This is a genomic window from Bradyrhizobium centrolobii (genome assembly GCF_001641635.1).
Lineage (GTDB): Bacteria > Pseudomonadota > Alphaproteobacteria > Rhizobiales > Xanthobacteraceae > Bradyrhizobium > Bradyrhizobium centrolobii.
Genome location: NZ_LUUB01000063.1, coordinates 165,787 through 189,130, shown reverse-complemented (window position 1 = coordinate 189,130; position 23,344 = coordinate 165,787). Strand labels below are relative to the sequence as shown.

Below are 23,344 nucleotides of genomic sequence, written 5' to 3'. Positions count from 1 at the left end.
GACACGGGACTGTCCGGAGTCTCGGATTCCTGACACGGCAGGTTGCGCTTCCTTCCCGGTGCCGATGCGCGAATTGCCGGGTTTTCAGCCACTTTGCTCATGTCCGTCGCATCTGGCGCGGAGCTTGCTTTTCGCTCTGCACAAAGACGCATGCTGCAAGTGCGCGCTTGGCAAAAACAGGGAGCACCCAAGATGAGTGGAGCAATCACAGTCAACCAGCTTCAGACACGACAGCCTTCGCACGTCACGGTCGCCACCGCGAGCCTGATCGGCACGGCGATCGAGTGGTACGACTTCTTCCTCTACGGCACCGCCGCAGCGCTGATCTTCAACAAGCTGTTCTTTCCGACCTTCGACCCCATGGTCGGCACGCTCCTGGCGTTCGCGACCTACGCGCTCGGCTTCATCGCCCGCCCGCTCGGCGGCGTCGTGTTCGGCCACTACGGCGACAAGATCGGCCGCAAGACCATGCTCTATCTGACGCTCCTGATCATGGGTGCGGCGACCGCGGCGATCGGCTTCCTGCCGACCTACGAGACCGCTGGCATCTGGGCCGCGATCCTGCTCATCGCCTGCCGGCTGATCCAGGGTTTTGGGTTAGGCGGCGAATGGGGCGGCGCGGTGCTGATGGCGGTCGAGCACGCGCCTGAGGACAAAAAGGGCTTCTATGGAAGCTGGCCACAGCTCGGCGCCCCGCTCGGCCTCGTGCTCGGCACGCTGGTGTTCTCGGTGGTATCTTCGATGCTGACCGACGCGCAGCTCTATGCCTGGGGCTGGCGTATCCCGTTCCTGTTCTCGATCGCGCTGGTGCTGGTCGGCCTCTGGATCCGCTTCACCATCGCTGAATCGCCGGAGTTTCAGAAGGTCAAGGACACCAAGCAGGAAGTGAAGATGCCGATCGTCGACGCGATCCGGATGTATCCGAAGAACATCCTGCTCGCGATGGGCGCGCGCTTCGCGGAGAACGGCTTCTTCTACATCTACGCAACCTTCGTGCTCGCCTATGCGACGCAATCGCTCGGCATGAACAAGCAGGACATGCTGAACGGCGTCCTGATCGCTGCCGCGATCGAGACCTTCACCATTCCGGCCTTCGGCGCGCTGTCCGACCGGGTCGGGCGGCGGCCGATCTACATCTTCGGCGCGGTGTTCTCGGCGCTGATGTCGTTCCCGCTGTTCATGCTGCTGTCGACCAAGAACCCGCACCTCGCCTGGATCGCGATCGTGCTGGGCCTCGCCGTCGGTCACGCCGCCATGTACGGGCCGCAGGCGAGCTTCCTGTCGGAGTTGTTCGGTACCAAGGTGCGCTATAGCGGCGTCTCGCTCGGCTACAACCTCGCCTCGATCTTCGCCGGCGCCCTGTCTCCGCTGATCGCCACCGGCCTGATGACGGCCTACGCGCCGGCCACCTGGCCGATCTCGCTCTACATGATCGCGCTGGCCATCATCACTGTCGTGTCGGTCTATTTCGCCACCGAGACACGCAAGATCGTTCAGCCCTGAATTGGGCTGATCGCAACGCCTGTGGCGCTGGGGCGGCTGGTCGCCGGCCGCTCCACGCGATACGATTAAGGCAAAACAAGAAGAACGGGCATGCGGTCCGCAACAGACATGGGAGGGAACGCCGTGAGCCAGCATCCTGCCTTGCCCTACTTGCGCAACGCCGAGAAGGGCAAAATCGTCACCGCAGCCGAAGCCGTCATGCTGATCCGAGACGGCGACACGGTTGCTACCGGTGGCTTCGTCGGCATCGGCTTTGCCGAGGAGATCGCGATCGCGCTCGAGGAGCTCTATCTCTCCAACGAGGGCGATGCGCCCTATACGCAAGGCAAGCCGCGCAATCTGACGCTGGTCTATGCCGCGGGCCAGGGCGACGGCAAGCATCGCGGCCTCAATCATTTCGCGCATGAAGGCCTGGTCCGGCGCGTCATCGGCGGGCACTGGGGCCTTGCGCCAAAACTCCAGCAGCTCGCGATCGCCAACCAGATCGAGGCCTACAATCTGCCGCAGGGCGTGATCACGCATCTGTTCCGCGACATCGCGGCACACCGGCCCGGACACGCCACCCGCGTCGGCATGGGCACTTTCGTCGATCCGCGCAATGGCGGCGGCAAGCTGAATGCCCGCACCACCGAGGACATGGTGGAGCTGATCACGCTTCGTGGCGAAGAGTGCCTGCTCTACAAGACCTTCCCAATCAACGTCGGGATCATCCGCGCCACCACCGGCGATCCCGATGGCAACCTCACCATGGAGAAGGAGGCGCTGACGCTGGAAGCGCTCGCGATCGCGATGGCAGCGCATAATTCCGGCGGCATCGTCATCGCCCAGGTGGAACGGGTGGCCGAGAGCGGCAGCCTCAATCCGCGCCAGGTCAAGATCCCCGGCATCCTCGTCGACTGCGTCGTCATGGCGAAGCCTGAGCATCACTGGCAGACTTTTGGCACGCAATATAACCCTGCCTTCTCGAGCGAGATCAGGGTGCGCGCAGCATCCCTGCCGGTGATGCCGATGAGCGAACGCAAGATCATCGCCCGCCGCGCCGCCTTCGAGCTGAAGGCCAACAGCGTCGTCAATCTCGGCATCGGAATGCCCGAGGGGATCGCCTCCGTTGCCAATGAGGAGCGGATCATCGACCTGATCACGCTGACGGCGGAGCCCGGCGTGATCGGCGGCATTCCCGCCAGCGGCATCGATTTCGGCGCGGCGATCAACACGCAGGCCGTGATCGACCAGCCCTACCAGTTCGACTTCTATGACGGCGGCGGGTTAGATGCCGCCTTCCTCGGGCTCGCCCAGGTCGATTGCGCCGGCAATCTCAATGTCAGCAAGTTCGGGCCGAAGCTCGCCGGTGCCGGCGGCTTCATCAACATCAGCCAAAACACCAAGGAGGTCGTGTTCGTCGGCACGTTCGGTGCGGGCAGGCAGCGCATTGCGATCAACGACGGCAAGCTGTCGATCGTCGAGGAGGCGAAGTCACGCAAATTCGTCGACGGGGTCGAGCACGTCACCTTCAGCGGCGCGGTTGCGGCGGCGCGCAAACAGCGGGTTCTCTATGTCACGGAGCGCTGCGTCTTCGAGCTGCGCCCCGACGGGCTCGAGCTCACGGAAGTCGCGCCCGGTATCGATATCGAGCGCGACATTCTACGCCTGATGGAATTCAAGCCTCTGCTTCCGCGCGATCCCGTCCTTATGGATGCCCGCATCTTCCGCGACGACCCCATGGACCTGCGCGAGCGGCTGCTCACCATCCCGCTCGACCAGCGCTTCACGCTGGACGAGCAGCAGAACCTGTTCTTCGTCAACCTGGAGCGCTATCCCCTGCGCAGCAAGGCCGATATCGACGCGATCGCGCGGATCGTCGAAGCCAGGCTCGCGCCGCTCGGTCACAGGGTCTACGCCATCGTCAACTATGACAACTTCACGATCCTGCCCGAGCTGCTCGACGATTATTCGGCCATGGTGCGCAGCCTCACCGACGGCTTCTATTCGGGCGTCTCGCGCTACACCACCTCCGGCTTCCTGCGGATCAAGCTCGGCGAAGCGCTGGAGAGGCGCGGCGTCGCGCCGCATATCTTCGAGAGCGCCGAAGAGGCGCAATCGGATTGGCGTCATATCGAGGGCGCAGCGCCTGACAGTGACTCGCAACGCGCGGCACGGCCGGCTTAAAATGATGCGCAGCTCGCAGGCGACGGCCTCGGCCGGAAGGTTGAATTGCAATGTTCGTCAGGCTGTGCAAATCGCTGTTGCCCAATAAATTTGATCAGGAGGGACCGTCTTGCGTTTGTCATTCATCATAACAACAACCATTCTTGGCCTCGCCGCGGCGACGTCCGCGCGCGCAGAGGACCTCAAGGTCGCGCTGATCTACGGCAAGACCGGTCCGCTCGAGGCCTATGCCAAGCAGACCGAGACCGGCCTGCAGATGGGCTTTGAATACGCGACCAAGGGCACCATGACGCTCGACGGTCGCAAGATCGTCATCATCACCAAGGACGACCAGGGCAAGCCGGACCTTTCGAAGGCGGCGCTTGCCGAGGCCTATCAGGACGACAAGGCCGACATCGCGATCGGCACGACCTCGTCGGCCGCGGCGCTCGCCATTCTCCCGGTCGCCGAGGAGAACAAGAAGATCCTGATCGTCGAGCCGGCGGTCGCGGACCAGATTACCGGCGAGAAGTGGAATCGCTACGTCTTCCGCACGGCGCGCAATTCCTCGCAGGATGCGATCTCCAACGCGGTCGCGATCGGCAAGCAGGGTGTTACCGTCGCGACGCTGGCGCAGGACTACGCCTTCGGCCGCGACGGCGTCGCCGCCTTCAAGGAGGCGCTCGCCAAGACCGGCGCGACGCTCGCGGCGGAAGAATACGCCCCGACCAACACTACCGACTTCACCGCGGTCGGCCAGCGCCTGTTCGATGCGCTGAAGGACAAGCCCGGCCGCAAGGTGATCTGGGTGATCTGGGCCGGCGCCGGCAATCCACTGGCAAAACTCCAGGACATGGACCCGAAGCGCTACGGCATCGAGCTCTCCACCGGCGGCAACATCCTGCCGGCGCTCGCGGCCTATAAGGGCCTGCCCGGCATGGAAGGCGCGACCTATTACTACTATGACATTCCGAAGAACCCGGTGAACGACTGGCTGGTCGCCGAGCACCAGAAGCGGTTCAAGGCGCCGCCGGACTTCTTCACCGCGGGCGGCTTCGCGGCCGCGATGTCCGTCGTCGCCGCCGTCACCAAGGCGAAGTCGACCGACACCGAGAAGCTGATCACTGCGATGGAAGGCCTGGAGTTCGACACGCCCAAGGGCAAGATGGTGTTCCGCAAGGAGGACCATCAGGCGCTCCAGAGCATGTATCACTTCAGGGTCAAGGTCGATCCGAACGTCGCCTGGGCCGTGCTCGAGCCGGTGCGCGAGCTGAAGATCGAGGACATGGACGTTCCGGTCCGCAACAAGCGGTGAGGATAAGGCTCACGGCAATATGGCGCTCAACTCCGCCCAGATGGTGTCAACCTCTCCCGTAGGGAGAGGTCGGCGCGAAGCGCCGGGTGAGGGGTTACGCTCTACCGTGGGACCTGAGCCCCTCACCCGATTTGCTGCGCAAATCGACCTCTCCCCCGCGGGGAGAGGTGCATCCCTCAACCGACACCTGTTATGACCATGGCCCTGACGCTAGAGACGCGCGACCTCACCATTCGCTTCGGCGGCCATGTCGCGGTCAACAATGTGAGCTGCACGTTTCGCCCGGCCAAGCTCACCGCCATCGTCGGGCCGAACGGCGCCGGCAAGACCACCTATTTCAACCTGATCTCGGGCCAGCTGCGCGCATCGAGCGGCAGCATCCTGTTCGACGGCACCGACATCACGGAGCATTCCGCACCCTTACGCACCCGCGCAGGCCTCGGCCGCGCCTTCCAGCTCACCAACCTGTTCCCGAACCTGACGGTGGAGGAGAATGTCCGCCTCGCGGTGCAGGCCGCGAACGGCACCCACTACGACATGCTGCGGCCCTGGATGGTCCGACGTGACCTGATCGCGCGCGCCGATGGCATCCTCGACCAGGTCGCGCTCGGTAACCGGCGCGGCGTGCCGGCGACCGCGCTGTCGCACGGCGACCAGCGCAAGCTCGAGGTCGCGCTGATGATCGCGCTGGAGCCGAAAGTCTTCATGTTCGACGAGCCGACCGCCGGCATGAGCATCGACGAAGTGCCGGTGGTGCTCAACCTGATCGCACAGCTCAAGCAGGACAAGAGCAAGATCATCCTGCTGGTCGAGCACAAGATGGACGTGGTGCGCTCGCTCGCTGACCGCATCATCGTGCTGCATAACGGCCAGCTCGTCGCCGACGGCCCGCCGGCCGAGGTGATTGCCTCGCCGATCGTGCAGGAAGCCTATCTCGGCGTCGCCCCGAAGAGCGCAGCATGACCGACCTTCTGACGCTGTCCGGCGTGCACACCCATATCGGCCGCTACCACATCCTCCAGGGCATCGATCTCGTGGTTCCGCAGGGGCAGACCACGATGCTGCTCGGCCGCAACGGCGCCGGCAAGACCACGACGCTGCGCACCATCATGGGTCTCTGGCAGGCCTCGCGCGGCGAGATCGTGCTGGCCGGCGAGCGGATCGAGGGCCGCGCCACGCCCGACATCGCGCGGCGCGGCGTCGGCTACGTGCCGGAGAGCATGGCGGTGTTCTCCGATCTCACGGTGAAGGAGAACCTGGTGCTCGCGGCGCGCGACGGACCGCTCGACGACACCCAGCTCGACTGGATTTTTGGCTTTTTCCCGGCGCTGCGCCGGTTCTGGCTGTCGCGCGCGGGGAGTCTCTCGGGCGGACAGAAGCAGATGCTTTCGATCGCGCGCGCCATCATCGAGCCGCGCAAGCTGCTGCTGATCGACGAGCCGACCAAGGGGCTGGCGCCCGCCATCGTCATGGCGCTGATCGAATGCCTGAAGGAGATCAAGCGCAAGGGCGCCACCATTCTTCTCGTCGAACAGAACTTCTTCGCCGCTCGCGAGCTCGGCGACAGCGTGCTGATCATGGACAACGGCACCATCGTCCATCGCGGCGCGATGGCGGAGCTGGCCGCCGACGTGCCGCTGCAGGAGCGGCTGCTCGGCCTGAGCCTGGAGGCGCATCAGTGACTGAACTTGCCGCAACCGATCCGCTGCCGAAGCCCAAGCGCGATCTCGCACCGATCCTCCTGCCGATCGCGCTGGCGCTCGTCGTGATTCCGCTGATCGGCTCGACCAGCTCCTGGCTGACGCTGACCGCCGCGAGCCTCGCCATGGGCATGATGATCTTCATCATGGCCTCCGGCCTGACACTGGTGTTCGGCCTGATGGACGTGCTCAATTTCGGCCACGGCGCCTTCATCGCGGTCGGCGCCTATGTGGCAACGCTGGTACTGGCGCCGTTCGCCGCCTCCATGCAGGCCGACTCGCTCTGGATGAACCTCGCCGTGCTGGCGCCGGCGGCGCTGCTCTCGATGGCGGTGTCGGGCGCGCTCGGCCTCGTCGTCGAGCGCGTGCTGATCCTGCCCGTCTACGGGCAGCACCTGAAGCAGATCCTGATGACGACGGGCGGCCTGATCGTCGCCGAGCAGGCGCTCTACGCGCTGTGGGGGCCGCAGATCATCCCGCTGCCGCTGCCCGCCTCGCTGCGCGGCTCGTTCATCATCGGCGACGTCGCGATCGCGAAATATCGCGTGCTGGCGACCCTCATCGGCCTCGCCGTCTTCATCGCGATCCAGCTCGTGCTCAATCGCAGCAAGCTCGGGCTGCTGATCCGCGCCGGCGTCGAGAACCGCGAGATGGTCGAGGCGCTCGGCTATCGCATCCGCCGCCTGTTCCTCGGCGTGTTCATGACGGGATCGGCGCTCGCCGGCCTCGGCGGCGTGATGTGGGCGCTCTATCGCGAGCAGGTCCATGCCTCCATGAGCGACGACCTCACCGTCCTGATCTTCATCGTCGTCATCATCGGCGGGCTCGGATCGATCGGCGGTTGCTTCATCGGCGCCATTCTGGTGGCGATGGTCGCCAATTACGGCGGCTTCCTGGTGCCGAAGCTCGCTCTCGTGTCCAATATCCTGCTGATGGTCGCCATCCTGATGTGGCGACCGCGCGGCCTTTATGCGGTGACCAGCCGATGATGATCCTGTCAGGCGACCCGCCGCGAAGCCGCGTCCTCACCCTCATTCTCGTCGTTATCATCCTGGCGCTGGCGGCGACGCCGTTCCTCTTTCCCGGCGCCAAGGCGCTGAACGTCGCGGCCAAGATCTGCGTCTTCGCCGCGCTGGTCGCCTCCTACGACCTCCTGCTCGGCTATACCGGCTCGGTGTCGTTCGCCCACACCATGTTCTACGGCATCGGCAGCTACGCGATCGCGATCGCGCTGTACGCGATGGGTCCCAATTGGGGCGCGGTCGCAACCGGCATTGTCATCGGCCTGCCGCTCGCGGCGCTGCTCGCGCTCGCCATCGGCCTGTTCTCGCTGCGGGTGGCGGCGATCTTCTTTGCCATGATCACGCTTGCGGTCGCCTCCGCCTTCCAGGTGCTGGCCTCGCAACTCTCCTGGCTGACCGGCGGCGAGGACGGGCGCAGCTTTCAATTGCCCGAGCTGCTCCGGCCCGGCACCGTGCTGATCTCCAAGAACCTCGTGGGCTTCGAGATCAACGGCCGCACCCTGACCTACTACCTCGTCTTCGCCGTCTCAGCCCTGATGATCCTCGGCCTGTTGCGGGTGGTGAACTCGCCATTCGGGCGCGTGTTGCAGGCGATCCGCGAGAACCGCTTCCGCGCCGAGGCGCTCGGCTTCCGCACCGTCTTCCACCTGACCTACGCCAACTGCCTCGCCGCGCTGGTCGCCGCCAGCGCCGGCATCCTGAATGCGCTCTGGCTGCGCTACGCCGGACCCGACACCTCACTCAGCTTCTCGATCATGCTCGATATTCTTTTGATGGTGGTGATCGGCGGCATGGGCACGATCTATGGCGCGATCATCGGCGCCACGATCTTCATCCTCGCCCAGAACTATCTCCAGTCACTGATGGGCGTCGCCTCCAAGGCGGCGGCTGAAGCCGGCCTGCCGCTGCTGCCGGGGCTCCTGCACCCGGACCGCTGGCTGCTGTGGCTGGGGCTGCTGTTCATTGCGAGCGTCTATTTCTTCCCGACCGGTGTGGTCGGAAGGCTGCGCAGTGGCGGCGGCGACAAGAGCCCTTCCGCCTCCCATTAAGCCGCAATTAATGATGCAGCGCAGCGCTTATCGCGAGCGTTGTGCAACCTGGGGGCGCCGCGAAAAAATTCCCGCTGAGCTGCACGCCGGCGTCACAGCGCAACCGGATTAATCCTTAGGTAACTGGCTTTCCTAAGGTTTGGGCCATTTGTGCGGTGTATTCGTGTTCCCTCAGGGAGGGGGAATGCGTCAGGTGTTTTCAGGGATCGCGACCGGAATGTCCCTGGCCGCGAGAGGCGGCTGGGAGGCAGCGTTGCGGCGCGGCCCGGTGCTGTGGCTGACCCTGTCCGGCGCGCTGCTCGTAGCCGGCATCTTCGCCGTGACCGCCATGGCCGTTGGCGAATTTCGTGAGCGCACGCTGGCGAACCGCGAGCGCGAGCTGCAAAACACCGTTCAACTGATTACACGCCATTTCGACCAGCAGTTCGAGGACTCCGACCTCGTCGCCGCCGATCTGATCGGACAGATGCATCTGCCGGAAATCACCTCGCCCGAAATGTTTCGCGAGCGGATGTCGGGACCTGCCGCAAACCAGATGCTGCGCGGCAAGGTCGGCGCCGTCTCCTATCTCGGCGACATCGCGATCTACGACGCGGACGGCGAGCTGATCAACTGGTCGCGGGCCGAGCCGTTGCCCAAGATCAACGTCTCCTCGCGCGTCTATTTCCAGACCTTCAAGTCGAATCCGCTTGCGGAGCCGGTGCTGCTGGAATCCGTGCACAGCTTCCTCATCGGCAAATGGACCACGATCGTGGCGCACCGGCTGAGCGCACAGGACGGCACGTTCCTCGGCGCGATGGTCCGCCGGATCGATCCCGACAGCTATCAACGCTATTTCGCCTCGGTCGCGCTCGCCGACGGCGCGGCCATCTCGCTGTTCGATCGCGAAGGCAAGCTGCTGGCGCGCTACCCGCATGTCGGGGAGCTCGTCGGCCGGAGTTTTAAGGACGCGCCGCTGATGCAGAAGGTGCTGGCCAAAGGCGGTCAGCAAACGCTTCGGATCAGGAGCCCCGTCGACGGCGAAGAGCGGCTCGGCTCGGCCGCGTCGCTGACGCATTTCCCGCTGGTGATCGTTGCAACCAACACCCTGACCGCCGCGCTCGCGGACTGGCGGCAGCAGACCGGCTTCATGGTCACCACGGCCACGCTTTCGGCCGCGGTGATCGCCTTGATCCTGTTTCTGATCATCCGGCAGATCAACCGGCAGAACCGCGAGGCCCAGGAACGGCTGGAGTCGGAGCGCCTGCGGCTCGACACTGCGCTGAACAACATGTCGCAGGGGCTGATCCTGTACGACGCCAGCGGGTATATCGTCACCTGCAACCGCCGCTATGCCGACATGTTCGGCCTGTCGAACGACGTCATCAAGCCCGGCTGCCACATCCATGATGCGATGTCCCATCGCAAGGAGCACGGAGCGTTCGACGGCAACGTCGAGGAATTTTGCGCCGACGTCATGAGGATCGTCGCCGAAGGCAAGGTCTCCACACGGATCCATCAGCTGCCCAACGGCCGCGCCTTCCAGGTCATCAACACCCCGCTCGCGCAGGGCGGGTGGGTCGCCACGATCGAGGAGATCACCGAAAGGCGCAATCTGGAGCAGGAGCGCGACCGCAACTACACGTTCCTGCGCGAGATCATCGACCATATCCCGTCGCAGATCACGGTGAAGGACGCCCGAACGCGGCAGTATCTGCTGGTCAACCGGATCGCCGAGGAGCAGTTCGGGAAATCGGGCGAGACGATCGTCGGCAAGACGGCGTTCGACATTCTCCCGGCGCCCGCCGCCGAAATCGTCGCCCGCGACGACGACCGTCTGCTCCAGTCGCCCGAGGGACTGTTCCTGGATGAGCAGGCCTGGCAAACGCGGACCGGCGGTCACCGCTATGTCATCTCGAAACGCATCGGCATCCGCGACAACGCCGGCGAACCGCGCTACATCATCAACGTCATCGAGGACGTCACCGAGCGGCGGCGCGCCGACGAGAAGATCGCGCATATGGCGCATTACGATGCGCTGACCGGCCTGCCGAACCGCGCGCTGTTCCGCGAGCAGATCGAACGCGAGCTGGAGAAGGTCGCAGGCGGCGAGCAGTTCGCGCTGCTCTACATCGACGTCGACGAGTTCAAGGGCATCAATGATTCCCTCGGCCATCATGTCGGCGACGAGCTGTTGAAGGCGATCGCGGACCGCATTCGCACCTGCCTCAAGCAGGGCGATCTGATCGCACGGCTCGGCGGCGACGAATTCGCCGTCATCCAGACCAAGGTGGAATCATCCGCCGACGTGCTCTCGTTCGTGACCCGCATCCACGCGGCGATCCGCCGGCCCTATCATTGCCTCGGTCACCAGCTCTCGTCCGACGCCAGCATCGGCATCGCGCTGGCGCCGCAGGACGGCACCGATCTCGACCAGCTCATCAAGAACGCCGACCTCGCGATGTACGGCGCCAAGGCCGAAGGACGCCGCACCTATCGCTTCTTCGTGCCCTCCATGGATGCGAGCGCCAAGGCGCGGCTGACGATGGAGCAGGATCTGCGTCAGGCCATGGTCGACGGCGGCTTCGAGCTCCATTATCAGCCACTGGTCAATTTGCGCACCGGTGAGGTCTCCGGCTGCGAGGCGCTGTTGCGCTGGCGGCATCCCGAGCGCGGCATGGTGTCGCCGGCCGAGTTCATTCCGATCGCCGAGGACACCGGCCTGATCACCGAGATCGGCGAGTGGGTGCTGCGCACCGCCTGCATGGAAGCCGCGACCTGGCCGGTGCATGTGCGGCTCGCAGTCAACGTCTCCCCGGTCCAGCTCAAATGCGACACGCTGGCGCTGAAGATCGCGGGCGCGCTCGCCGCCTCCGGCCTCGATCCGCGCCGGCTCGAGCTCGAGATCACCGAGGCCGTGCTGATCCGCGACGACGAGGCGGCGCTCTCGATCCTGCACCAGCTCCGCTCGATCGGCGTGCGCATCGCGCTCGACGATTTCGGCACCGGCTATTCCTCACTGAGCTACCTGAAGCGCTTCCCGTTCGACAAGATCAAGATCGACCGCTGCTTCGTCGCCGACATCGCGGAAGCGAGCGGCGCACCCGTCATCGTGCAGGCGGTGGTGAACATCGCCTCTGCCAGCAACATGACCACGGTCGCCGAGGGCGTCGAGACCGAGGCGCAGCGCGAGATGCTACGCATGCTCGGCTGCACGGAGATGCAGGGCTATCTGTTCAGCGCCCCGAAGGCCGCGACTGAGGTGCGCAAGCTGTTCGGTCCGGGCGACGTCCCGGTGGCCGCGGTGGCCTGAGATGGCGAAGCCAGCCAAGGCCGTCGACGTTGCGCATTCCTATGCGGTGCGGCTGATGCAGCACCTGGTCGTGCCGACCTTCGTGATCGACCCGAAGCGCCGCGTCGTGATCTGGAATCGCGCCTGCGAGCGGCTGACCGGCGTCGCCGCCTCCGAGGTGATCGGCACCAGCAAGCATTGGCAGGCCTTCTATGAGACGAAGCGCCATTGCCTTGCCGACCTCGTCGCGCTTGACCTCCCGGAACAGCTGCCGGAGCTCTATTCGGAATATGCGGCACGCGGCCACAACGGGCTCGGCTTCAGCGCCGAAAACTGGTGCGTGATGCCGAAGCTCGGCAGCCAGCTCTATCTCGCCATCGACGCCGGGCCCATTCATGACGAGGCCGGCAATTTGATCGCGGTGGTGGAGACGCTGCGCGACCTCACCGACCAGAAGCGCGCCGAGATGGCGCTCAAGGAGCTCGCGACCAAGGACGGCTTGACCGGCCTGTCCAACCGCCGCTCCTTCGACCAGATGCTGCCGACGGAATGGGCCCGCGCCCAGCGGACGCAAAAGCCCCTGGCGCTGCTGTTCGTCGACGTCGATCATTTCAAGCTGTTCAACGATCTGCACGGTCACCAGACCGGCGACGAATGCCTGCGCGCGGTCGCCACCGTCGTCAGCCGGCATGCCGTGCGCCCGCTCGACCTCGCCAGCCGCTATGGCGGCGAAGAATTCGCGCTGATTCTGCCGGACATGGATTGCGACAGCGCCCGCACTGTCGCCGAGGAGATCCGCACTGCCGTCATGGCCTTGCGGATCGCCCACGGCGCCAATGGGGCCGGCGACCACGTCACCCTCAGTGTCGGCGTCGCAAGCCATATCCCCGGCGAGAGCGATGGTAGCCCCGACCGGCTGCTCGGCGCCGCCGACCAGGCGCTCTATGCCGCAAAGCGCCTCGGCCGTAACCGCATCATCTGCGCCGAAGGGGTCCCGGCTGAATTTGCGAGGCCCGACCGCGAGATGCTGGAGGTTCCGGCGCCCACCGCCCGCAAATCGGCCTAGCTCGACGCGGCGAGAAGCGGTTGCCCGCCCCTCGCCAATCGGCTAAATGAGGCCTCGCTGCACCCGTAGCTCAGCTGGATAGAGCGTTGCCCTCCGAAGGCAAAGGTCACACGTTCGAATCGTGTCGGGTGCGCCATTTCGGTACAAAACTGGGCACTCCAAAACCTGCCGTTTTTGCGCTCGACGCCGCGACCAGGGTGCGCAGGAGCACGCTTTTCGACCCCATGATGCGAACTTCCTTCGCGTCGACTTCGATGCGCTGGGCCAGTGCGCGGAGATGGTCGCGGCGGTAGCCGCCCGACTCGGTGCGCATGCGCCTGCGGGCCTGGCTGGCAAAGGTCTTGAGCGCTTGCGGTGTGATGCTCGGCCCCACCCGATCGAGCGCGCCCTCGGCCCGCTCTGCGTCGGCGCGGGCCTGGTCGCGGACGGACTTCAGCTCGGTCACACGCTCCTTGAGCAGCGGATCGGACACTTCGGCGATGCCGTTTTCGATGGCGTCGTACAATCGCTTGAGTTTGGCTTCTGCCTCGGTCGCACGCTTGCGCAATTCGGCGATATGCGCCGTTCGGCGCTCGGCGCGCTCTTTCCGGCGGTGAAGGACGCCTGATAGGACTTCCTCGAGACGTTTAGGCTGCAAAAGGCGCTGCTCGATGTGCTCGGCCACCACGCTGTCGAGCTTTTCCATCGGAACGGTGCGACCCTTGCAACCGGTCTCGCCCTGTCGGGCCTTGGTCGAGCAGGTGTAATACCTGTACCTTCCGCTCTTCCCGGTCCTCAGCGTCATCGCTCCACCGCAGGTGGCGCAAAAGCAGATGCCGGTAAGGAGGGTCGGGCCGCTGACGATACGCGGTGCGGTTAGTGCCGGGCAGCGCGTCTCGAGCAGCGTCTGTACAGCCTCGAACTCCGTGGCCTCGATGATCGGCGGCACCGCCATTTCGACCACGTCGGTCTCCGGTTTGCGCTCGCGGGTTTTCCAAAATTTGGTGTTGAACCGATGGCGGCCGATATACGTCGTTCGCGTCAGTACCTTGTGCACGGCATCGACGCCCCAGCGTCCGCCATCCCGCGTTCGGATGCCGGACTCGTTCAGATGCTTGGCAATCGATTTGACGCCCATCGCCCCCGAAGAGCCGTTTCCCTCGCGCGCCAGGCGATAGATCAGCCGCACGGTCTCGGCCTGAATGAGATCAATCTCCAGTGTCTTCTTGGTGCGGTGGCCGCGTTGCTCATCTGCTTCAACGATGCGATAGCCGATCGGCGGCAGCGCACCGTTCCAGAAGCCTTGCCGCGCGTTCTCCTTCATCGCCCGCAGCGTATGCTTGGCATTTTCTTTGGACTGGTATTCGTCGAACAGCGCCATGATCTGGCGGATCATGTTGCTCATCGGATCGTCGCCGAGCTCTTGTGTGATCGACACCAGCCGCACGCCGTTCTTGGCCAGCCGGCGGACATAGAACTCGAGCCGGAACTGGTCACGGAAGAAGCGGCTGAAGCTATGGACCAGGATCACGTCAAACGCCGGCGGCTTGACCGTCGCCGCGTCGATCATGCGCTGGAACTCCGGCCGCCGGTCGTCGGTCGCTGAGGCACCGGGCTCGACATAATCGGTGACGATCTCCCACCCACGTGATGCGCAGTAGCTTTTCGCCTGTCGGCGCTGGTCAGGGATCGAGAGATCGCTATCGGCTTGCCGTCCCGTCGAGACCCGCAGGTAGAGCGCAGCACGAACCGTTGCAGCCATGGTGATGTCCCCTAGACCTTCCCAAACAACTCGTCGAACAGTTCGCCGAACCACGCTTCGAACACGTCGATCTCGGTTTTGGTCACCGGCACGTCCTTCGGCCAGTCGTCCGTCACCGCCCATGTCACCGAAGCGCGCTTCGCTCGTCGTCGGCCAGGGCGCGCGGGTGCACGTGCATAGTCGTAGAAATCGTCAAGTGGCGCGCGGTCCGGCGGATGCCGCGGCTGCGATTTGTGAGGGGGAGCCATGGCGCCACTGTGGCAAGCGTTGCCGATCCACAGAACGGCCGATGTCTACGCCACGTCCCGCCGTGGTGCTGCGAGCGGGACCAATCGTGGAGGGCAGGATAAAGCACGCAAGGTGCGCGCGGTCGGTTGGATGCGGATGCACCCGCAGATTTCAATCAGTCTGCAAACATTGCGAGTATCCGGCGCAACCTGCCATTTTCGGCAATGCGCCGCCATTGAACAGCTTTAGACACACATTGCGACGGTCACGACTGAATGCCGCGATGATTCCCGCATCGATCCAGGCTGTTGCCCTTCGACACCAGCGCGGATGCTCTCGCGCACAGAAAGCCATGATCGCTTGGCGGCAAAGAGCCGGCTCGTCGGCAGGGCTCGCCCAAGCAATCATAGATTGGACTGACCAAACCAGCCTTCAGCACGACAAGGTACGCCCGCTGGCGCTCGGAGCTTTGATTCGGATAGCCTTCCTATTCGAAGCGCCAGCAGGGGTACTTTCGCCGATGGCTCCGCGACACTGTCAAAATCGAAGTGCACACAAACACATGCGATCCCGACCAGAGCGAGACGCCATCGCGCCCTTTTCCCTTGCCGTCCTAATCGGTCGAGATCTACGCCCCAGCTCTGTGCCGGTAATGTCGCGTATCGTCGATAGCGGACCAGAAGGCTGACATGGCGATGCCGACGCGAATGACCCTAACCGGACTCCGGTGCATGGTAATCATGTTTAGCGAATATCTGAAACGTTGGAACCTAGTAGCGGAGGCTTTGCGTTCGGCCGAGGTCGTGTCAGCGCCGCTGATCGTCAATCCGTTTCGACCGTCGCGTACTGAGTGAATTCGATACCGAGATCAATATCGAGGCGGGCCAATTTGGCGAGCGTGGCGGCCTCGACGAAGTCGTTTTCCTGATGCGGCGAGTTGCTAACTGGGAGCGTGAGCCGGACGAGGCGATCGGCGCCCGTAAGCTGATTCAGCACCCGCCCGACCTCCTCCCAACCGCCCAGCGCCGAAATCAGTGCTTCGATCGCTTCTGTCCAACAGCTGGCACGTGTGAAGCCGTTCCGGAAGATCACAACGTTCCGCATAGCCGCGCGTTGACCTAAACCGGTCGGCTCACCTTTTCGCGCGACGAGGAAAGCGGGAATTGGAAACGCCCGAACGACCTCATCGGGATCTATCGGAAAGTCCGTGAGCCAGAGATCGGCATAACGATCCACGTTCATCAGCCCTGCTTTCCTCCGGCCTTCTCCAGCCGTGCGGGTCCACAAAGCTCCACGGCATCAGTTCGTCGATCCGACTGATCGGGAGCTTAGAACGCTACTCGCGTAAATGAAACGTGAGGCGAGTGCTCATGATTAATAGATCGTTGCTGGCGGGGCCTGTCGGGGGCGAACTTACGGAATTGGCCCATCACGTCGATCCCGCGACTGATCGAAAGGGCCGCTATCGAAGGGCGACCGGACCACCAGCGAAATCGGGAAGACGGCCGCCCATGAGGCGTAGCGCAAGATCGTAGTCTGTCGCTGCTAATCCGGCCGAATCGTCTCGACGGCTGCTGCATCATAGCGCCACGGCGAATGAGTAGTGCCCATCTTCATCGGCCGTGGCGCGCCATTTCAAAACCCGCCGTTTTTTGCGCATGACGTGGCGACGAGCGTGCGAAGCATGGCTGACACGACAGATTCCGTGAATATCATTGTCCGGCCGCCGATCGCGTCGGCAGCGGACCAGCACCGCTGCTTCGTCAGGCAGCCGTGTCTTGCTTAAGTTACTCCGCTGCGCCCGACGGCTGCTGCGTCAACGTTTCTCCTCGACGCGTGACGGCCGGCTCCATGAAGCCCATGACCGCACCGCTTAACGTGCTGCCGGTCAAGAGCACTGTAGCTCCCAGAACCAGCAGGCCGACGAGCGTGAGCACGCTCGGATTTGTTCCAGTGACCGCGAGGATGCCGAGAACGATCGCGGCAAGGCCCGAAAGGGACTGCAGAACCGCCGAGCCAGAGGCCATTTCACCGGCAAGGAACTCGGCGCCCGAAAATATCCGGGTGGCCCCGGCTCGGTACGAAGCCTGCTTCGCTCGGTAGAGACGCCAGACCGAAGTGCTGCTCAAAAGCAGCGCGCTCCCGAACGCGATGATTGCGGCGCCGGTCAGCGTCTGTGAGGCGATGCCGACCAGAGAAAGCACGCCGAGCACGATACCGGCGGCTCCCACCAGGAACAGAGCCGAAAGTCCGCCGCCTCCGACGAGCTCTTCGGCCGTACCCGGAGCGGCACCAGGCGGGGCCATCAGCTTTGTGAATTCGGTGAGCATGGTGCCACCCTGTATCAGCAGCGCTGCTCCGAAGATAATCGTCGCGATGGCGGCCAGCATCATTTGGCTAACGCCCGATAGCGCGACAATCGCCAGAATGATGGTCGCAACGCCACCGATGGCATCGGCCACTCCGCCGTAAGTCGCAGCTTCCTGGAAGGTGCGTTCAGACGTGATGATAGTTGACATGGGAGCCTCCTTAGCGAGGTGCGCCGATGTCAGCCGATTTCGCGGACGGAAACAGAGCTACGCTTGGGGATCCCTAGCGGGATAGCCCCGCGGGTAGCCGCGTTCTCGTGCCAACCCGCATGTCGCCTTTTCGTGCGCGCCTTCGGTGCAACGCATCGCTCGTTTGTTGGTTCCGTCAGCCTCTCGACTAAGGTGCCGCCGCGGGAACTCGGCGGGCGGCCGCCCGGAAGCCAGATTCACCAGATTCAACGTGAGTCCACACGCGCAGGAAGCAGATGCGACCCATGTAGTTGGATGCCAGTTGGTTGCCGCCCGCACGATGGAGCGCGAGCAGCTTCGTCTTCCGGAGCTATTCCGCCTACGCTCGATGCAGATAACGGACGCCCTCTACGTGAGCGCGCCCGTCATGTCATCCTTGCCAAGTAGCTACGCCGTCTCAGGCGCACCACGAGACGAGAATGCTAGAAGTTAGGCTCGATATTGTGCTGGGCGCAAATGAGCCGGGCCTTCATGCTCGTCACATACGGATCTTTGCTGATCTGGCAAAGCCTGGACGCACCATGGCTCTCCTTGGTGACGACCGGAGAGCCTCCCTTGAGCAAGGACTCCATTGGGAAGCGGTAGAGATCACCGGTGCCGCGCTCAACATAAGCGCCCGGTTCGCTGAGGTCTTCCCAATCAATTTCCAGGAGTTTGACGCGATGGGCCGACTCAATTGAGTTTTCTTGCTTGGCCATAGCAGAACCCTCCATGCTTGAGTGTTCCTGCCCCCCAGCGGGCCTCAGCGCCCGTCTGGTGCCGCGACGCTACCTCAACGACGCAAAAAGAGAAGAGGAGAAATAAAGAAATGGTAAGCTCCTCCCGCTGCCGTGCGCGCCGCCAAGGGCAACGCAAGATAGGCCACCGCGTCAGGCTGCAAGCGCCGCGGGAGACAGGTACCCTCGAGGCGCAGTGCAAAATCGCAGCCTGTCGTAGTATTACGGATTGGGCCGCATCGCCGGCCACTGCATCATAGCGCCGCGGCGAAGCAATAGTGCCCATCTTCATCGGCCGTGGCGCGCCAGTGTCCGCCCAAAGCCTGCCGTTTTCGCACTGGCGACCGCGATGGGCGGGCGCGGCAGCACGCTCTTCAACCCCGTCATGCAAACTTCTCCCGCGTCGACTTCGGCGCCTTGAGCATGTGCGCGAAGATGTCACACGGCGATAGCCGCCGCCTGCGGCCGCGGACGCGATAGTGTCCGGTGTTGTCGGTTAGCGGAGTGCGCGGTGCCGCGCCAGGAGCATCAGTCAATACCCGTCCGATGCGGTTGCGGGTGACTCGGCGCGCAATAGGACATACGCAAAGCGCTAACAGGATTCGTTGCAAGGGTGATTCAATGCAGGCCAAAGCAGCGTCAACCGAACCGGTCGCTGAAATGTTGTCGCTCCTCAACGCATGCCTGACCACGCAGGCACTTCATGTTGCTGCGAGGCTCGGCATTGCCGACGAGCTAAGTGCCGGCCCGCGGACAGTCGGCGAGATCTCGGCCGCGCTTGGCGTCCATCCCGAGGCACTGGATCGGCTCATGCGCATGTTGGCAAGCGTTGGCGTCCTGAGCGCGGGCAAGGATGGCACTTTCCAGCTTACGGCGCTCGGCCAGACGCTGCGGAGCGACGCGGCGAACTCGGTCCGGGATTGGGCGCTCTATGTCGGCGCCTCGGCACCCTGGGCCGCCTGGGGTCATCTCTACGAGTCCGTCAAGACGGGGGCGCCCGGTTTCGTGCTGGCCCATGGCATGCCAACCTACGAATATCTCGAGTCGCAACCCGAGCTCAGCAGACCCTTCAACCGCTGGATGAGCAAACAATCCGCCCAGCACAACGCCGCGATCGTGGACGCCTATGATTTCGCCCGCTTTGGACTTGTCGCTGATATAGGCGGCGGTCAGGGTTCGACTTTAGCGGCCGTGCTGCAGCGCCATCCATCGCTGCGGGGCGTCTTGTTCGACAAGCCCTCCGTCGTGGCTGAGTCGTCCCCGCTGGACGACACCGGAACGCGTGACCGCTGCGCGATCGTTGGCGGTGACATGCTGGAGTCGGTCCCTGCAGGCGCCGACCTTTACATGACCAAGCGCGTTCTGATGATTTGGGGCGACGACGATGCGCTCCGGGTTCTTAAGAACTGTGCTGCCAGGCTGTCGCCAACCGCAAAAGTGCTCGTCATCGAGATGGTCATGGCGCCGTTGGGCGAGCCTGGCCCGGCCACGACCTTTGATATCCTCATGCTACTCGCGAACAAGGGTGGCCGGATCCGGACGGAAGATGAATTCCGCGAACTATTTGCGAAAGCGGGCCTGAAACTCGATCGTGTGATACCCACTCGCTCGCCCAACGTGCTCCTCGAGGGAACACTGGCGTGATGTTTCCTTGAGCGGGTACGCTGGCGGCCGCGGCTCTTACCATCGCATCGCGTCGATCCTGGAAGTGCTCGGCAGGCCTGCTCGATCGCTTGGCGGTATCAGCAAGCCTGCACGTTCGTGCCAAATCGCAAGGCGTCGCATACGTGTCGAAAGGAGCGCGTGGTGTGCTGCGACGTCATAGCGCCGCGGCGAGGCGATAGCCCCCATCTTCCTCGGCCGTGGCGCGCCCCTTCGTGGCTAATGCTCGGCGGGGCTGATTGCCCGCTTCGCATCACGATCCGCAATCAGTGCTTCATCTGCTCGAACACCACGATCACGCCGGTCGGCTCGGGCTCGTGCGCCATCAGGCGCGTCAGGTCCGAATCGCCCCAATCGGCGAGGCTGACGACTTCACCGCTCTGCCGATCCGCCCCGACCGACTGCGCGGGCTCGAGAACCTTGAGTCCCGACTCGTCGACGAAGAACGTGTGCTCGCCGAACATGCTGTTGAGCTGAGGCATGGCGGGATGCTCATCGGGGAGCACCTGAGCGCCCAGTTGCCTGACGGTCTGCTTCACCTGCTCGGACGTTAGCTTCATGGGCTGCTCCGTTTCTGTCATGTCCGGTTTCATGGAGCCGCGGCGAGTGTTCCCTGCGCCTTTGTTCGCCGGGCTCAGGTTTCCGAACGGGCGCTGCGGGAAAATGTTCCTGCACCACGCATTTCGTGATGACGGGTTTCATCCGCCGCGCTGACGGCGCGGGATCGCCACGTTCTGCCCATCATTGAGGACCCGGCAGGACTGGGTGCGTCTATTCGCTCCGGTTCTCGCCGATCGACAGTGCGCAGATCCGTGACAGATGTGTGTAGGGCAGGCCCGTCTCCTCGGCCCAGAGATTGAACTGCGCCTGCACTTTTGCGAGATCGCCCTTCGACTTCACCTCTTCGGCGATATCGAGGCCGGCCTCGCGCAGGCAGGCCACGACGTCCTTGGAGGTGACGAACCCGTCCCAGCCGACGAAGCGCAGCAGCATCTGGCCGGTGTTGCCCCCGAGCCGGCTGCCGCGCTTGCTGAGGAGATCGAGCAGACCGATTTCGTCCGACGAAGGCCACTTCGCCAAAAACCTGCCGAAGCTGCCATGCTCCTTTGCGATCCCCTGGACGAAGGCGGCGTTCTCGCGCACCGAGAGGATCTTTGCGCCGTTGCGCACGATGCGCGCGTCGCGCATCAGGCCTTCCCAATAATCCTCGGGCTGGAAGGTGAGCTTGGCCGGCGCGAAGCGCAGGAACGCGTCCTCGAAGCCGTCCCACTTCGATTCGATCACGCTCCAGGCAAATCCCGCGCAAAACACCCGCTTGGTCATCTCGGCGAGGATGCGATCGTCGCCGAGCTTCGCCAGCCGCTTCAGGTCGGGCCTCTCCGGCATCAGCGCTTCCAGCGCCTTCGGGCCGCCCTTGCGCTTCTCGGCACGGGCGCGAATGGTCTTGAAGGGGGTCATGCGGTCACCGCGTTGAGGACGCGCCACGACAGCAGACTTCGACGGGCTCGTCCAGCCGCGCTAGAGACTGGGCGCCGGCTCCAGCGGCAGGGCCTTCAGACCGCCGAAACGGCGCTCGCGACCGTGGAAAGATGAGAGCGCCTCGGCAAGATCTTTCGCATCGAATTCGGGCCACATCCGCTCGGTGAAGTGCAGCTCGGCATAGGCGCCCTCCCACAGCAGGAAGTCCGACAGCCGCTTCTCGCCAGAGGTGCGGATGATGAGATCGACGTCGCGCAAGGAGGCTTCGCCGGTGACGAGCTGCGAGAATGCCTCGCGGGTGAGACTTGTCAGCGCGGCAGCCTTTATGGCGGCGTTGAGGATGGCGTCGCGCGCGGAATAGTCGACGGCGATACGCAAATGCAGCACACGCCCGCTCGCGGTGGCATCCTCCGCACGCGCGATGGCACTGGCGATGCCGTCCGGCAGGCGATCGCGGCGGCCGATCACGGTGAGGCGCACGCCGTTCTTCATCAGGCTCTGTACCTCGTTGGCGAGATAGAAACGGAGCAACGTCATCAGCGCGGCGACCTCGGCCTTGGGCCTGCGCCAGTTGTCGGTCGAGAAGGCGTAGAGCGTCAGCGTGCCGATGCCCTGCTTGGGCGCCGCTTCGACGATGCGGCGGATCGCCTCGATACCGGCCTCATGGCCGCGCGCTCGCGACAGTCCGCGGCGCGTCGCCCAGCGTCCGTTGCCGTCCATGATGATGCCGACATGAAGCTTTTCATTGTGGGACGTGACGTCACTTTGCATTGCAAAGTCTCCAGTCAAAAAAAATGGGATCAGGTCGAGACGATGCCGAGGCGGCCGCCAAGCGGCGGCGCCTCGCGGCCGGCGGCCTTTGCGGCATCGCGCACCAGCCGTTCGAGCACTGCAAGATAATCGAGGAAGCGGCGGCGGCCCGCCTTGGTCAGGCGGCAGCTGGTGTGCGGGCGGTTGCCCTCGTAACCCTTGGTCACCTCGACGAGGCCGGCTTCCTGGAGCACGGCGAGGTGCCGGCTGAGATTGCCATCGGTGAGGCCGCATAGCTGCTTGAGATCGGCAAACGCCAGACCCTTGGGATGGGCCATCAGCGAGGTCAGAAGCCCGAGCCTCGCCTTCTCGTGGATCACGCGGTCGAGCCCTTCATAGGAAAAGGGCGCGCTGTCAATCTTCGACATCATGGTCTCCGGACGCGAAATACAGAATGGCCGCCATCACCGACTGGCCGATCACGAAAGGCAGGCCCATGCTCCAGGGCGACAGCGTGTGGGTTTGGCTCGCCAGCACCACCACCACGAAGCCCGAGACGAAATACCAGGCGCCGGCCAGCGCGACGGTGCGCGGCAGCGAACGGACGGAGGCGAAGATGCCGAGCGACACCAGGATCTGCCACAGGCCGGGCAGCAGCCAGAGCGTTTCGGCGGCGAACTTCCACATCACCACCGCAAGCAGCACGCCGGCGATGCCGGCGGGGAGGAACTGCTCGGCCGCCTGATGGATCATGGCGTCGGCGAGACCGGAATGATGGCGGCGCGAACGTGCGCGCATCTCGACCCAGATCATCAGGCCGGAGAGCACGGCGGCAACGAACCAGCCGAGAAAGAAGCCGAGCGGCTCGCCCGTGGGATCGCCGAGCAGCCAGAATTGCAGGATCGCGGTGATCAGCGCGACGGCGCCGGTTGCCGCCATCGTCGCCGGACCGTAGCCGCGGAACGCCGTGCCGGCCGCGATCTGGCTGCGGATCGCCACGATGTCCGCCAGTGCCTTGTCGAGATCGCGCATCTGCAACGCCAAAACCTCGCTCCGTCCGCGTTTCCTGGGATCGCTTACCCGATCACTTTGTATCGCAAAGTATACCGCACCGCAAAGTGATGGCAAGCCCGAAAAGT

At 64.1% G+C, this 23,344-nt stretch carries 19 protein-coding genes and 1 tRNA gene; 11 read left to right on the top strand and 9 right to left on the bottom strand.

Going from position 1 to position 23,344, the window contains the following annotated elements:
• Nucleotides 1-192 precede the first annotated feature (192 nt).
• The 10 genes from AYJ54_RS20935 (at nt 193) to AYJ54_RS20890 (ending at nt 13,207) form a co-directional block, all read left to right on the top strand.
• Nucleotides 193-1,503, top strand: a complete 1,311-nt coding sequence (locus AYJ54_RS20935; RefSeq protein ID WP_201724229.1) for an MFS transporter — start codon at nt 193-195, stop codon at nt 1,501-1,503.
• A 123-nt stretch (nt 1,504-1,626) separates the two neighbouring features.
• Nucleotides 1,627-3,669: an acyl CoA:acetate/3-ketoacid CoA transferase gene (locus tag AYJ54_RS20930; protein WP_063701795.1), complete on the top strand. Its 2,043-nt coding sequence runs from the start codon at nt 1,627-1,629 to the stop codon at nt 3,667-3,669.
• Between the two features lie 109 nt (nt 3,670-3,778).
• Complete coding sequence (locus AYJ54_RS20925) at nt 3,779-4,963, top strand: substrate-binding domain-containing protein (protein WP_063701751.1); 1,185 nt, start codon at nt 3,779-3,781, stop codon at nt 4,961-4,963.
• A 198-nt stretch (nt 4,964-5,161) separates the two neighbouring features.
• Entirely contained in the window at nt 5,162-5,926 is a 765-nt protein-coding gene (locus AYJ54_RS20920) for an ABC transporter ATP-binding protein (RefSeq protein WP_063701793.1), read from the top strand.
• Nucleotides 5,923-6,645, top strand: a complete 723-nt coding sequence (locus AYJ54_RS20915; RefSeq protein ID WP_063701749.1) for a branched-chain amino acid ABC transporter ATP-binding protein — start codon at nt 5,923-5,925, stop codon at nt 6,643-6,645. Before AYJ54_RS20920 ends, AYJ54_RS20915 begins: the two co-directional genes overlap by 4 nt.
• The gene (locus AYJ54_RS20910; RefSeq protein ID WP_063701747.1) at nt 6,642-7,652 is read left to right on the top strand and encodes a branched-chain amino acid ABC transporter permease; all 1,011 of its coding nucleotides are present in this window, start codon (nt 6,642-6,644) and stop codon (nt 7,650-7,652) included. The genes AYJ54_RS20915 and AYJ54_RS20910 overlap by 4 nt, the downstream gene beginning before the upstream one ends.
• On the top strand, nt 7,649-8,734 hold the full coding sequence (locus AYJ54_RS20905; protein WP_201724228.1) for a branched-chain amino acid ABC transporter permease: 1,086 nt from the start codon (nt 7,649-7,651) through the stop codon (nt 8,732-8,734). The genes AYJ54_RS20910 and AYJ54_RS20905 overlap by 4 nt, the downstream gene beginning before the upstream one ends.
• A 184-nt stretch (nt 8,735-8,918) precedes the next feature.
• Nucleotides 8,919-12,026, top strand: coding sequence for an EAL domain-containing protein (locus AYJ54_RS20900; protein WP_063701744.1), 3,108 nt, complete (start codon nt 8,919-8,921; stop codon nt 12,024-12,026).
• Nucleotide 12,027: 1 nt separating this feature from the next.
• Nucleotides 12,028-13,071, top strand: coding sequence for a sensor domain-containing diguanylate cyclase (locus tag AYJ54_RS20895; protein WP_063701742.1), 1,044 nt, complete (start codon nt 12,028-12,030; stop codon nt 13,069-13,071).
• Between the two features lie 59 nt (nt 13,072-13,130).
• Nucleotides 13,131-13,207, top strand: a tRNA-Arg gene (locus tag AYJ54_RS20890).
• On the opposite strand, the gene AYJ54_RS20885 is transcribed toward AYJ54_RS20890, so the two are convergent.
• From AYJ54_RS20885 to AYJ54_RS20860, 4 genes are all read right to left on the bottom strand, one after another.
• The gene (locus AYJ54_RS20885; RefSeq protein ID WP_082905763.1) at nt 13,178-14,812 is read right to left on the bottom strand and encodes a recombinase family protein; all 1,635 of its coding nucleotides are present in this window, start codon (nt 14,810-14,812) and stop codon (nt 13,178-13,180) included. The genes AYJ54_RS20890 and AYJ54_RS20885 overlap by 30 nt on opposite strands.
• Before the next feature lie 1,050 nt (nt 14,813-15,862).
• Complete coding sequence (locus tag AYJ54_RS20875) at nt 15,863-16,282, bottom strand: hypothetical protein (RefSeq protein WP_136623832.1); 420 nt, start codon at nt 16,280-16,282, stop codon at nt 15,863-15,865.
• 545 nt (nt 16,283-16,827) lie between these two features.
• The gene (locus tag AYJ54_RS20865; protein ID WP_245329082.1) at nt 16,828-17,502 is read right to left on the bottom strand and encodes a hypothetical protein; all 675 of its coding nucleotides are present in this window, start codon (nt 17,500-17,502) and stop codon (nt 16,828-16,830) included.
• Nucleotides 17,503-18,020: 518 nt separating this feature from the next.
• Complete coding sequence (locus tag AYJ54_RS20860) at nt 18,021-18,296, bottom strand: hypothetical protein (protein WP_063701733.1); 276 nt, start codon at nt 18,294-18,296, stop codon at nt 18,021-18,023.
• Between the two features lie 639 nt (nt 18,297-18,935).
• On the opposite strand from AYJ54_RS20860, the gene AYJ54_RS20855 reads away from it, so the two are divergent.
• A complete protein-coding gene (locus tag AYJ54_RS20855) occupies nt 18,936-19,958 on the top strand; it encodes a methyltransferase (protein WP_161491884.1) in 1,023 nt (340 codons plus the stop codon).
• Nucleotides 19,959-20,242: 284 nt separating this feature from the next.
• Here AYJ54_RS20855 and AYJ54_RS20850 read toward each other — a convergent pair whose 3' ends face one another.
• The 5 genes from AYJ54_RS20850 to AYJ54_RS20830 form a co-directional block, all read right to left on the bottom strand.
• The gene (locus tag AYJ54_RS20850; RefSeq protein WP_063701729.1) at nt 20,243-20,536 is read right to left on the bottom strand and encodes a hypothetical protein; all 294 of its coding nucleotides are present in this window, start codon (nt 20,534-20,536) and stop codon (nt 20,243-20,245) included.
• Between the two features lie 211 nt (nt 20,537-20,747).
• On the bottom strand, nt 20,748-21,434 hold the full coding sequence (locus AYJ54_RS20845; protein WP_063701727.1) for a DNA-3-methyladenine glycosylase I: 687 nt from the start codon (nt 21,432-21,434) through the stop codon (nt 20,748-20,750).
• Nucleotides 21,435-21,494: 60 nt separating this feature from the next.
• Nucleotides 21,495-22,226 (bottom strand): di-trans,poly-cis-decaprenylcistransferase, encoded by a 732-nt coding sequence (locus tag AYJ54_RS20840; protein ID WP_063701725.1) that lies wholly within the window; start codon nt 22,224-22,226, stop codon nt 21,495-21,497.
• A gap of 29 nt (nt 22,227-22,255) precedes the next feature.
• Complete coding sequence (locus tag AYJ54_RS20835) at nt 22,256-22,633, bottom strand: winged helix-turn-helix domain-containing protein (protein WP_063701723.1); 378 nt, start codon at nt 22,631-22,633, stop codon at nt 22,256-22,258.
• Complete coding sequence (locus AYJ54_RS20830) at nt 22,620-23,237, bottom strand: hypothetical protein (RefSeq protein WP_063701722.1); 618 nt, start codon at nt 23,235-23,237, stop codon at nt 22,620-22,622. Before AYJ54_RS20830 ends, AYJ54_RS20835 begins: the two co-directional genes overlap by 14 nt.
• Nucleotides 23,238-23,344 lie beyond the last annotated feature (107 nt).